Here is a 13,249-nt window from a genome sequence, read left to right as displayed (position 1 = left end):
GAGGCACCAGTGTTTAATAACTTAACAATAAAATCGCGATTAGTGTTTGTAATTAGTTTGCTGTCGATATTGCTGGCCGGTATCGGTGGTTTAGGTATCTACGGGCTAAATCAAACAAATGACGCTTTCAGAGGAGTTTATGAGGATCGCGCTGTGCCCCTGGGGCATTTGGGGTTGGTTATTGACCGGATGCAACGTACGCGTTTGAATGCAGTATTGTCCGCGTATGCGCGTAAGCCTGAAGTGGTAAAAGAACGGCAAGCCATGAACGATCAGCGGGATGCCGAGATTGCCACAACTTGGCAAAAGTACTTGGCAACCAATTTGACGCCAGCAGAAAAAACACTGATTGAAAACTTTAATCACGAATGGAAAGCCTATGTGGAGGCTCGTAATCATACAATGGTCTTGGCAGCGGCTGGAGATTTTGATGCGGCGATTGTAAATGCTACTAATGCAACGCCTAAATTTGATGGGGCGCATGCCACCATGTTCAAATTGATCGATCTTCAGCGTGATGAGGGTGCTAAGGAATACGCGGCATCGCAAAAAAGTTACGAGAATATTTTGGTCACCAGTGTGGTGGTGATTGCATTAGGAATACTGCTGGCAGTAATCATCGGCTTTCTTCTGATACGTGCAATTATCGGTCCTCTGAATGAAGCTGTCGCAGTGGCGAATGCAGTCGCCGCCGGTGATCTGACCAGCCGCATTGAAGTCAATTCAAACAACGAAACCGGACGGTTGTTGCAAGCACTGAAAGCCATGAATGACAATCTGGCGGATCTGGTGAGTAAGGTGCGTGTGGGTACAGATCAAATCTCAACGGCATCGGGAGAAATTGCGTCGGGTAACTCGGACTTGAGCCAACGTACCGAAGAACAAGCATCCAGCCTGGAGGAAACCGCATCTTCAATGGAAGAGCTTACTTCTACGGTCAGACAAAATGCCGATAATGCCCGTCAAGCCAATCAACTGGCAGCAGGTGCTTCCGAGGTTGCAGTGAAAGGGGGAGCGGTGGTCGGCCAGGTTGTGCAAACCATGAGTTCGATCAATGAAAGTTCCAAAAAGATTGTTGACATCATCAGCGTTATTGATGGCATCGCTTTCCAAACCAATATTCTGGCGTTGAATGCTGCGGTGGAAGCAGCACGGGCGGGTGAACAAGGGCGTGGATTTGCTGTGGTGGCGACGGAAGTGCGCACCCTGGCGCAACGCTCAGCGGCGGCGGCTAAGGAAATCAAGGAATTGATCAGTGATTCGGTCGCCAAAGTGGAAGATGGTTCTCGCCTGGTCGATGAAGCAGGTTCTACGATGGATGAGATCGTCAATGCTGTGAAACGTGTCACGGATATTATGGCGGAGATCTCAGCTGCATCCCAGGAGCAAAGCTCGGGTATTGAGCAAGTGAACCAAGCCGTTATGCAGATGGATGAGGTAACGCAGCAGAATGCAGCATTGGTGGAAGAAGCCGCTGCCGCCGCCGAATCCATGCAAGACCAAGCGCACTCCCTGACACAAGCAGTCAGCACCTTCAAGTTATCGCATGGCAGCAGCAATACCGTAGCCACGCCGGTTAGAAGAAGCAATCGCGTGGCACCGGTTGCCAAGCTGCCTAATCGCGGGGCTGCAACCAAAAAAATTGCAGCTAATCCCAACTCGGGCTCGACAGCACAAGAAGTTCAACCGCGCAAGGTTGCTGCTGGCGGTGGTGACTGGGAAGAGTTCTAAGCATTTGTACAAGAGCGCTGCCGTGCGAAGCGGTGCTCTTGGTTGTTATCTGTAGTAATTCACTTCTAAAAACAATATCTCCTTGCACTGCGCTGATTGGCGAGCCAGTCAGCGCATTCTGTTCCACATTCACTCTCCGTAGCATGCTGCATTTTCCGCCGGTTCAGTCACGGTTAGTGTGTTTGCCAGGTAGTCATTAGAATCGTTTAATCAAGATGATAGTTTTGCAGTATCTTGGTTTTTTAACAGCCTGCTCATTGCCATGAGCATTATGCTTTTCTTGCTGGATTATTCATTTTGGAACTGAGGGGCGAAATTGCCGGACGTTTAACATCGCGCTGCAGCATAAAATACTTCTTTGTAGATAGAGGGAAATATGCTATTTATTACGAAATATAGAACTACGCTGTTCCAGTAAAATGCGCAGATGAGAAATTACGCCACGGAAATTTTTGAGTTATCGATATATGATCAGCAAAATAAATAATAAAAAAGCAGCTATCAATGGATATTTGTCGTTATTTCAGCAAGCGGAAGCAGCATTGATCCGGAGTGTGAAAACTTCATGCCGGTCATTTAAGCTTCTTTCTATGGGCAAGCTTTCAGAAGGAGTAGATCGTATGACGATACCGGAGCGCGCAGGAGTGAAAGTTTTTTTTGTTCTCGCGGTGTTATTGACTCTGGTGAATCCGGCGCAAGCGAATCCGCGCTCCGCGGCTATCGTAATCGATGCAAGTACAGGCGCTGTACTGCATGAATCCAATGCGGATGCGAGCCGTTATCCGGCTTCATTGACTAAAATGATGACGCTTTATTTGTTGTTTGAAGCGATCGAGCAACACAAAATGACGCTGGATTCCCGCATGCCGGTGTCTGCGCATGCGGCGTCGATGCCGTCAACGAACATCGGTTTGCGCGCAGGGGATAGTATCAGTGTGCGGGAAGCGATTCCGGCATTGATTGTGCGTTCTGCAAACGATGTGGCGGCTGTGGTGGCCGAGGCTTTGGGTGCCAGCGAAACGAATTTTGGCCGCATGATGACAGAGAAGGCACGTAAGTTGGGTATGCAATCCACTACTTTTCGCAATGCTTCAGGTCTGCCCAATCCTGAACAAAAGACAACGGCACGGGATATGGTCACCCTCTCGGCGCGGTTGATCAAGGATTTTCCCCAGTATTATCATTATTTCTCTACCCAATCGTTCAGCCACAAAGGCATCACTTATAAAAGTCACAACCGTATGGTGCGTAATACACCGGGTGTGGATGGTTTAAAAACCGGGTTTATCCGGGCTTCCGGTTTTAATGTGGCTACTTCCGCCAAGCGCGGCAATCGTCGCGTGGTTGCTGTGGTGATGGGAGGAAACACTGCGGTGGCCCGCGATCAACACATGGCGCAATTGCTGGAGCGCAGTTTTAATCAGGGTGCGGTTCATTTAGCCAGTAATACAACTGATAGCCGAACCGTACCGGCAGCATTGCCTAGCGAGCGGAAAGAGAAAGCCAGAGTCCAAGCCTCGCCTCCCAAATCGGCGCTGACTGCTGAGAAAACAGCCGAGCCCACGGCACGGCAACTGGCCGTCAAACCGTCAGCCAGTCCGCAATCGCAGCCGCAGAAGGTGGCTATGCTGCCAAACGACGGCTGGGCGGTGCAGATAGGTTCTTACCAGGAATCGAACAGGGCGCGCGCGCAAGCTCAGGTTGCCGCTCGCTTGATACCGGGTGAAGTGGTAATCACCGAAGTGGAAGTCAGTAATCGCAAATTGTACCGGGCGCGTCTGGTCGGTTTGCAAGAAAACCAAGCGCGTACCGCCTGTCAGAGTCTGGTCCGGCAGGGAATGGGATGTCTTGTGGTGCGATCGTAAGATTCCTATAAAACAACTTTTTTCATCGAATTGGCTGGACAACACCGGAAGCTGGATATCATAGGCCTCCGGTAAAATTTGTGCTAAGCTACTCCTGTCATTACTATTTGATTTTAGGTGTTAAATGCCCCGAAAGTAGGACAAATAACCTAGATCAAACAGTACAGACTTCCCTTATTTAAGGGGCTCTTCAAGCTTATGATCATTTACCCAATAAGAATAATTACCTTTGATCGACAGGAGAATAAAATGAAAAAGAAATTGGTAACGTCATTATCAGTAATAGGAAGTCTCGCATTGTTGTGCGCGGGCAATGCGTCTGCGGTTAGTTTCAGTACTTTTGTAGGCGGCACAGGTGGCTCGCCCATTGGATTTGCCTACGCGGGTAATAAATTCGTAGGTTCAAATTATTTTAACAATCAACTCTATCAAACGGATCTCAGCGGCGGCAATCTTCTGCCTTTCGGAGCGCCGTTGCCTATCAGCAGTGGCAGTATCGGTGAAATATACGTTTCCAGTTCCTTGGGACTGGGCGGGTTTGGATCAACTGGGGCGCGTGATATATTTGCTGGATCAGAAGCGGCAGGCAATGTTTACCGTTTCTCTAACGACGGATCGACGCAATCGCTGTTTGCCACTGGATTGAGCGGCGATGTTCGCGGCATCGCTTTTGATCCTTACGGCAACTACGGTTTCAATATGGTGGTGACAACACAGACAGGTAACGTCTATCGCGTCGACAGCTCGGGTTCCGCCACATTATTAGCCAATGTCGGTGCAGATGCGGAAGGCCTGGATTTCACACCTCAAGCATTCGGCGATATTCCAGCGCATACCTTGGTCGTTGTGTCGGAAGGAACCGGGCGGTTGACAGCTATTTCACCCGATGGCACGGAAAAAGACTTGGGACTACACTTTGGTACACCTGAAATGCTGAGCTTTGTGCCCTTAAACTTAGGTGACAGCGGCAATCCGCTGGAAGGTTTTTATGCCGCGAATTATCCCGTTAATGTGATTAAAGCCGGTGCAAGCGAATTTTCGGCTTACAAAGGTGATGCAGTGATTACCGATGAAGGCAATCACAACATGTACCATATATTTTGGGATAGTGCAGCCGGGGCATTTAGTACCAGTGTTATCGGTACCTTCCCGAATCAGCCGGAAGATGGAATTTTTCTAACTGCAGCAATCCTGAACCCGGTACCGGAACCTGAATCCTATGCGATGTTGTTGGCAGGGTTGGGCTTATTAGGATTCATGGCACGCCGTCGTAAGATTTCTTAAAGAAATTTTGTTCTGGAAATTAGAGGAGCTTAGGTTCCTCTAATTTTTACTGCGGCAGGGAGCGCCAAGGCGCAATGTCGCTTTCTGTGACTAACCGGTGTTTACTGATACTGGTGTCATCAAAATCAGCTTGTTCAAGCGCGTTGATCTGATAAGTTCCTGAAGCGACCTGGATCTTAATGTGTCCATCCGCAACTGCGATATGGCTGCTGCCATCCTTATGCATCTCGATGCTGAAGCGAGTGCCGAAATCCTTGATGATGGCATTGCCGACTTTGACTTCAAGTTGGTTGATCGTATCCTTTTTGATATCGAAATACACATTTCCCTTAAATAGTTCGACTTGTAGCGGCTGACTTTCTTTTACCGCGACGGAGCTGCGCGTATCGAGTGCCATGTTGATACCGGGTGCTATCCCAGTGGCCAGCGTATCTTCGGATTTTGTTTCATAAAAACGGATGCTAGGCGGTTTGCCAAAATACCACGTCATCAGCCCCAGCAGTATGCAAATACTCATGATTGCACTGTGCACGAGAAAACGCCGCCAACTGAAAACAAAAGTGAATGGTTGTATAACCGGGGGTTCAGGTTCCTGCATTTTGTTTTAGCGAAGAAGAAATGAAAGGGGAAATTATATACTGATGACAGTAATTTTTTCAGCTTGCCAGTGACACTTGTGGTTAACCAAGGATTTGCCATGAATATAGATAGGCCTGACTACGCGCGTTGCCGTCGAGCGTATACAACGCGAGCTGGGGGAAAAGGATCGTTACAGAGGCGGGTTGTTCGGGCAGATAAAAGGAATTATCTGCTCACTGACCGCGCAGTGCCCGCCGTAAGCGTTGATTAGACGGTTTGACGCGATCAAAAGCCAAACCGCTGCTGCCTTCACCACGACCGGTTTGTTTCTTCACACCGAGCCAGCAAAAGACCTGACCGTTGTTCCAGCGCGTGCGCTGATACGCTTGCGTGACTTGTATGCCGGCCCGGGGTACTTCTTCTTCGTGCAGAAAGTAAGGTTGCGGCGGTTGCTGATCGAGTCCTTGGCGCAATAATACCGTGCGCGGTTTGATTTTTTCCGGTGAATTCGAGTCACCCAGGATAATGCGCGGCATCGACGCGCGCTGCAATTGAATTTCGCGATTGTTGTTATCCAGATGCACCGGAATCATCGGAATCCAGTTCTCCGGTACGCCTTGCATCAATTGATAGCGGATCGCGGCGCTTGCTTCCGGGATTTCCGGTACCACCAGACCACCCTCGATTTCGCTATCCAGGATACTTTCCAAACGGCTAAAAAGCTCACGGCCTGCTTCGTTACCCGGTTTGCTGCGGCCCGTCGCCAATGGGATATTTTTTTCGATGCCCCACACCATGTTGGCAACTTCATCGCGCACAAACCACAATTCTTCGAACGGCTTTCCTTCCTGAATTTTGGGCACGGTCGGCAACAACAGCAGCGAGGTATCGGCACGCACGTTGTCGCTGCCTTTGACTGAGAGGTTGTACATCGCCCAGCGCTGCCAGTTCTCATCGCTGCCGGAACCCGATGCCGTGACCCAGATTCTTTCACCGAACACATTGGTGACCGCGAGACCTTGAACATCGGCGATACTGCCGACCGGCAACTGGAAAGGCACCAGAAACCAATCGTTGGCATAAACCAGACCGAATTCCATCAGCAGCAGTTTGTTGATGTCGGTGGTATCGGGTTTGATGTCGCCAAAATTGGTTTTGCCTTCTTCAAACGTCCACCAGCGCGTATTCGGCATGCCTTCAAATTGAATCGCGGTCGGAAAAAACGACAACGTGGATTTTCCCTCCACCGGCGGACTACCATTGCCGCCATCTAAGCTTTCCCGGACTGGATCGACGTCCAGGTTGTACCAATCCAACCGGCCTTGGTAATACTCCTCGGCGGTCATGACTTTTTCCGCGCCATTCTGCGGTGCCGATACCGCAAACTGATATTCCAGTTGCTGCGGCAGCCACGCATCGTTTTGGCCTTGATCCGGCTGGTAGAACAACTGCTCGTACCATTGCACGAATTTACTGGCCAGGCCGTCGATGGTCGTTTTATCGCCGTCGTTGGCCAGGGTAATGCCGTCGTAAGCGTGATGCAAGCTGTCGGCTTTTAAATAAAAATACAGATTGGCGCCATCCATGGCGCGTCCTGCCATGGCAGAGAAACTTTGCCACACTGCCAGATGTGCGGTCAGGAAAGCATCGCTGCGGCTGGCGGGATCGGGTTCGGCGATGCGATAACTGGGATGCTGCAAGTATTGCGGCTTTAACGCGGATAAACCAGCCGTCTGCAAATATTTTAACCACTGCCGCCCCATCAACAGACGGATATCCAACGACAGAATGTGCTGTTGCCCGTTGTAAGGCAACGGCCGTTGTTCGACGATCGCTTCCAGTGGCGTCGACCGGTCGAAATCCTGTACGGCGGCGTCGCCAGGTTGATATCTAGTCAACTCGGTGGTGGCCATATGTACTTTGGCGAAGATCGGCGATCCGGCATCGTCGCCTTTGAATTCCCCAGTTTGCCATTGTTTGCACAGCATCCACAATGGATCGCGGACTTCGGCGCGCAACGCGCGGATAAAGTTTTTGGTGCGTGGCCGTCCTTCCAGGCGGTTCCATAGCACCACCGTAGGTAGCAAGACTTTGCGATCAATGACTTCTTGGATATTTTTTATCGCAATAAAATCGTTCATGATTAACTCTCTACGTTGGATTTGAATTGCACCGCGTTATTAAAGGCCAGATCAAGCGCCATCATAATCGGATAGCGAGTTACCGAAGAAACCACGGCGGGCAGGAAGCGCGCGTATTCGGTTTCGTTCCAATGCGCCGGTTCAACGGCGCGCTTGCTGGCCATATCCAAAGTTTCGTGCAAGGTATCGACCAAATCCTGCCACTGCCAGTGACCGCTGAAGTTGGCCGGTAGCGCCAGCAACAATGACTGCGGTGCCTCACAGTTAGGGCGGTCGTAGTGAAACGTCAATCCGGTGGTCTCTTGAGTGGTGGGAATCACTTCGGTCCACTCGTCGAGCAATAACCCGCAAATCGCATCGTTCTGTGCAAAAGCATCGACGTAATGCGCGGTGTACAGCAATTTATCGCTGTCGATCACAAACGGTTCGCTTGTGCCGGGCTGGGTATCGGGATATTGCAACGCCAGCCAGTGATCATCGGTGCGATAAGGAAACTGCAGCGGCGTTAAACTCAAGCTGGCATTGTTCAATGCTTCACTGAACTGCGTCACGCTTTCCCAGCGCTGTAATTTTTCCCGCACCCGTGCAACGCCATATAGCCAGTTGTCTTCGGGGAAATCCACACTCAGGTCATTCTTCTGATAACTCAGCAACTGTGCACGATTGTCGTAGCTTTGCTGCCATTCGCTGCCATGTACGGCGGCCAAATTAAACTCCGGCAGAATGACAAAATCGTCGTGCGTCAACTGCCGGATTGCTTGTGTCAGCTCGTCGATGCGTTGCTCGGCGGAAGCTGAAGCATCACCGGTGATTAAACCGTTGGCCGCCGCCACGCGTTTGTCGATATCCGCCGCCAGACCTTGCACCTTGGCTTGTAAGGTTTGTGCAAAGCTAACAAGGGCCGTTTTGTTGTCGGCAATATCCAATGTCTGCGTGTCATGTAGCGCGATATCGTTTTCCCGGGCAATCAGCGACGCATACAACGCACCGGCTTGACTGGCGGTTGCCAGCAGATTTTCAAGATGGGTCAGGCTGTTTTGAAAACCGGTTTTATGTGTGGTATTCAGTGTGGTCAGTAAATCGTTGGGGTCGTTCGATGCCGGGATCGGAATCGATTCGGTTACGATTAATAACGCTGCTTGCATCAGGTACTGCATTTTGTCTTCGACCGGCATGGCAGGATCCAATGCGCCGAAGCCGGTAATACGTTGTTCGAATTCGAGTAAAGCCGCCTGCCAGCGCGTAACGATGTTTTGCAGCTTTTCCAGCAGCGCCAGGAATTGGGTTCGCCGCCAATCGTACACAAAGCCGGTTGCCGCGCTGCTCAAGCCGAATCGATTGACCGCCTGCGCAAGCGGCAAATAACCGTTGATCATTTCATCGAGATGAGTGAGCGCATTGCTTTCCGCGGCAGCCGGGTCGGGATCGTTCAGCCAGGTATCGATTTGCGTTTTCAGCGCATTCAAGGCCGTTTGTTGCGGCAGCAGCAAATCGCGCACCGCGGTGACTTTTTCCGCACGGATCGCGGCCACGCTATCTTCTTGCTGCGATGCTTCGTTCGGCAGTTTGACGTCGGTGGTTTTGAGCGGACGCGATTGGGTGATCAATGCTTTGAGGTCGTTTAGCATCGGCATCACTTCAAAGAACGAATATTTTCCGGCTTGTTTGCCGCGGTATTGGATTTTGATATCGCTATCGATGCGCACGCCGGGAATCGCATAAACATGAGTCAAAATACGGTCATCGAGTGCGGTCATTTGCTGCTGGTCGCTCGATAGCATGTACATCAAGTCGATGGCCAGCAAGCCAAGGTCCTGCGCACTGATCGTTTGTTGTTCCTGTTGCGCATTGCCCTGGTTGAAATAATCGACGATACAGAAAATGCCGCTCATGGGTGGCAGCAGTTGCGTCAGCCATTGATTGACGGCCGGTTCGCCTTTTGCGCGCGGCGTGCTGTTGGTGGGATCGGCGGGGTTCAATCCGGCGCGCAAGTGCAAGCCGACCCGATGCGTGAGCGTGACACCGCTGCGCGGCGTTTGTACCACTTCCGGTACCGGTGGGAAATGTCCCTTGCTGAAGGCATCCAGTGTTCCGGCGGCGCGCTCATAGTTGCCGCGCACCACTTGATACACGCCCTCGGCCATCGCGAGATCGGCGACGGCATCGTTGATATTCATGATGCGCTGCACTTCGCGATTGATCGCACCCAGCTTATTCTGCTCGGTGATCGTGGGGAGTTGCGCGATACCGAACGGATAATTCCGCTTTGCGCCGGTTTGTGCTTGCACATGCTCGATCAGCGCCAGCCCATCGACGACGTTGCGTGCTTCCACCGCGCTGATCGGCTCGTTGCTGGGAGTTGCGGTAGTTGATAACCGGTCGCCCGCGAGCGGGAATTGCTTGCGCAGATCGAAAATGATGCTATCGAGAAATAAATCACCGGCGTCGTGCAGACCGCGCTCCAGGTAATAACCCAGCAGCGCCGAGAGGCTCTGGCCGTTGCGCATACCTTCGATGACGTTCATCGCCAGCCGCACGCGCTCGGAAGTGAGATTGATCGCCAGACTATCGGGATTGCTGGGTGTGGCATTGGCCAGATAACCGTTGCGCAATACGGCAGCGGTAACGGCATGGTTCAACGAGGGCGCGTGAATGAAGCCGAAATTCTTATCGTCAGCGGTCAACGGTGCTTGACCGGGCTTATTGAAAATTTTATCGAGCTCCTCGGTCAGTTTGACCGGTGTCAGATTTTTGTTTTCCGGCCGGACATCTTCCAGCCAGCCGTATGCGCCCAAGTAGCAACCATGCGAGTTGGCAGCGTTACCATGATCCGGTGTCGTGCCGGGCTCCGGCTGCGCTTGCCCGGCGATTTGCTGCATGATGTCCAGTTGTACGTTCAGCAGTCCTAACCACCAAGCATCGAGACGGTAGCTGCAACAATCGATGTGCTCGGCGAAAATCCGTTCCAGCCGCGCCGTCGGTGTGTGCTGCAAACGTTCCAACGAGTTGATTTGGATATTCAGGTAAGGGTTACGCAGCGTCAGGATTTGCGGAATGAAATCGCCGATTTGCAAATTCGGCTGACTGGTAATCGCCGGTTCCGCTTTGTATAGATATTGCCAAGGACTGCCTTTATCGTCTCCGGACTCTTGGATGTGCATGAACTTCGGCTCGCGTTTCGCCACAGAGAATTGCTGCGGGTTCAGCACATTCGCTTCCAGGTGCAGACGCAGACTGGTATCGAGGTACGACAAATCGAGCGCATGGTGCAGCATCAAATAGAGCAAGGCAGCCGGAGGCTTATCGTCGATAAATCCTTGTTGCAGGCGCAGGGTGTTATGCGAATCGCGCGCTGCGGTAACCAACCACTGAAGATAATTTGTGTTAGTAGTGTGATAAATCCGCGCCGGGTTGAATTCTGAAAGCGCTTGGTCGTCAATCAGCGGGCCTTTCAGCAGGTTGGCGGTGAGCGTGAAAAATTTGTTCAGAATATCGGGAATCTTGTTATGGTCCTGCGCCGTATAACCCAGTTGCGCCAGTAAGTTAAGGCCGCTTTGGGTATAAAACAGCGAGGCAATCGTGGCGTAAATCGCGCCGTTGATGCCGGAAGTTTTATAGCGGTTGTAGAGCTGCTCGGCGCTTTCCGCGTAGCGTTGATAAAACTCGACCGATGCCGGATGCAGACCAACGATGTCGAGCAAGGCTTGTTGCGGATCGGTTTGCGGTTTGCCGACGTACGACACTTTCGGCAGCAGTGAAGTCCAGCGCTCGTCGGCTTTCTTGATAAGGCTGTAGAGCCGGGTCAGGAACAGGAATGAGCCGGAGATATGCGGCTCCAACCGATCGTCGTTGAATAATTTACGATTGATCCATGCCATGCGCGAGAACGGCGTGGCTGGCAAGATGCCGTACGGTTGTTTGCCGATGCGGATCGCTGGCAGCGTGCCGCGGCCCAGCACATAACGGTTGAAATAGTTGCGTGTGCTGGTGATGGTGCCGTCGCTGAACACCGGCTCCATCATTTGTTCCATGAAATAACCGAGTGTTGCCGGCCACAGTGCCTCGTTCATTGCCCGGGCTTCCATCTGATCGTTGGCGTAATACTGCGGCGATAACTTCAGGATCGCCGGGTCGAGACCCAGACTATTTGCCAGCCAGCGGCCGTCTTTCCGTGTGCGCCAATCGGCAGGATCATCGTCGGCGGCGTACTGGTTGAAATAATGATCGTAACTGGCGTCGGCGTCGCTGAACCAGGTATAACCGCTTTCCTGATCTTCAACGTTATTGGTCGGCGCACCCTGCATCAGGAAACTGAATCCTTTGCGGCTGCGTTGATGGTGCTGAATCAACTGTTGCAATTGCTCGCGGCTTTTGTCGACATCGGCGCTGAGCCGCACACCGAGCACAAACAGCCGGTCGAAACCGCGCCGTGCTTGGATATCGTTCAGATTAATCTTGAAGCCCATGCCTTTGGCAACCGCTTCGTCAAAGTCGGTGACCCATTTCATTTCATCGGGTACGATCAGCTCGTCGTCTTCCAGCCGTAGCTGTTGATCTTCCGGAGCATTGGGATTGGGTCCGACGATCAGTTCCGAGGGTACCGGGCGGCCGATATGCTGTAACGTTTGTTCCTTTCCGTTGAAACCCATCACCACAAACCGTTCCGGCAACAGCGCCACGCGTGCCGGATTGGTCCAAGCTTGCAGCTGCGTATCGACTCCGTCGGCGACGGGTAACTCCAGGAATTCGACGCGCACGTTAGTGATAATTTGCGATGGTGCGGGTTTGACGTTTAGATTCTGTGGCTGGTATGACGTGACGATTTCCTGCGCGCGCGCTGCGCCGAGATCGTTTTTGAGTTTGGCATACGCCGCATCCAAAGCCGTGGCATCGTTATTGGCGTTGAATACCGCTTGCCAATATTCCTGTACGAACGGTTTCTCGGTGGCGGGCAGCGGCTGTTCCGAAACAATCACCAAAATATAATCGCCGTCGGCTTTGACCGGTTCTTCAGCCAAATTCAGCGGTTTGAATAATTGGCTCAACCAATACGCCCGGCCCGCGCCGTGGCTCTTGACCAGCGCTTGCCACGCCGCACGTTTTTCGCTGTCGATGCCGCCCGCTTTCCAGATATTGGTCCAATACACGCGGGTGTTGCTGATTTCGACTTCGGATGGAATTTCTTCAAAAGTATCGACGCTGATGTCATCCGGGTAGACGCGCACCCATAGTTGATCGACACTGACATCGCGTCCGCCGGGGCCGGTGACTTTTTTGAAGCGTGTCTCGATGCGCAGCGGTAACAGCAGAATCGGATGGATATCGTTCAATTGACCGATGTTTTTGGTTGGGTCTGAGAAAGTCTCGAACAGCGATTCCCGGCCGATCAATACTTCCCGGTTCCGCTCAAGCTCGGCTTGCAGCTTGCCGGTGTCAGCTCGCAACGCTTCTTGCTCGCGTAGCAAAGTCTGCAATTGTTCCTTGGCTGCACCGTCGGAGCGGCGGCGCAATGCTGCGATCAAGCGTTCGGTTTTTTGCAGCTTCTCATTGGCGGCAGACAAACTTAACCGGCTTTGCCGGTGCTGATGCCGTGCTTGATCGATCTGTTCTTGCGTGTCTTTAAATTGAGTCATAAGCCATTTCTGTCGG

6 protein-coding genes are annotated in these 13,249 nt (G+C 52.0%); 3 read left to right on the top strand and 3 right to left on the bottom strand.

Annotated elements, in window-relative coordinates; all coding sequences use genetic code 11:
- Positions 1-9 precede the first annotated feature (9 nt).
- The 3 genes from R2083_RS10945 (at position 10) to R2083_RS10935 (ending at position 4,880) form a co-directional block, all read left to right on the top strand.
- Positions 10-1,731, top strand: coding sequence for a methyl-accepting chemotaxis protein (locus tag R2083_RS10945; protein ID WP_317538457.1), 1,722 nt, complete (start codon positions 10-12; stop codon positions 1,729-1,731).
- Between the two features lie 620 nt (positions 1,732-2,351).
- The gene (locus R2083_RS10940) at positions 2,352-3,596 is read left to right on the top strand and encodes a D-alanyl-D-alanine carboxypeptidase family protein (RefSeq protein ID WP_317531293.1); all 1,245 of its coding nucleotides are present in this window, start codon (positions 2,352-2,354) and stop codon (positions 3,594-3,596) included.
- A gap of 249 nt (positions 3,597-3,845) precedes the next feature.
- The gene (locus R2083_RS10935; protein WP_317531292.1) at positions 3,846-4,880 is read left to right on the top strand and encodes an FxDxF family PEP-CTERM protein; all 1,035 of its coding nucleotides are present in this window, start codon (positions 3,846-3,848) and stop codon (positions 4,878-4,880) included.
- Positions 4,881-4,926: 46 nt separating this feature from the next.
- On the opposite strand, the gene R2083_RS10930 is transcribed toward R2083_RS10935, so the two are convergent.
- The 3 genes from R2083_RS10930 to R2083_RS10920 form a co-directional block, all read right to left on the bottom strand.
- Positions 4,927-5,397 (bottom strand): FecR family protein, encoded by a 471-nt coding sequence (locus tag R2083_RS10930; RefSeq protein ID WP_317531291.1) that lies wholly within the window; start codon positions 5,395-5,397, stop codon positions 4,927-4,929.
- Positions 5,398-5,692: 295 nt separating this feature from the next.
- Entirely contained in the window at positions 5,693-7,600 is a 1,908-nt protein-coding gene (locus R2083_RS10925) for a hypothetical protein (protein WP_317538456.1), read from the bottom strand.
- Positions 7,601-7,602: 2 nt separating this feature from the next.
- A complete protein-coding gene (locus R2083_RS10920) occupies positions 7,603-13,233 on the bottom strand; it encodes a hypothetical protein (RefSeq protein ID WP_317538455.1) in 5,631 nt (1,876 codons plus the stop codon).
- Positions 13,234-13,249: the final 16 nt, after the last annotated feature.

This window comes from Nitrosomonas sp. Is35 (genome assembly GCF_033063295.1).
Lineage (GTDB): Bacteria > Pseudomonadota > Gammaproteobacteria > Burkholderiales > Nitrosomonadaceae > Nitrosomonas.
This window is presented reverse-complemented; position numbering and strand designations above follow the sequence as displayed.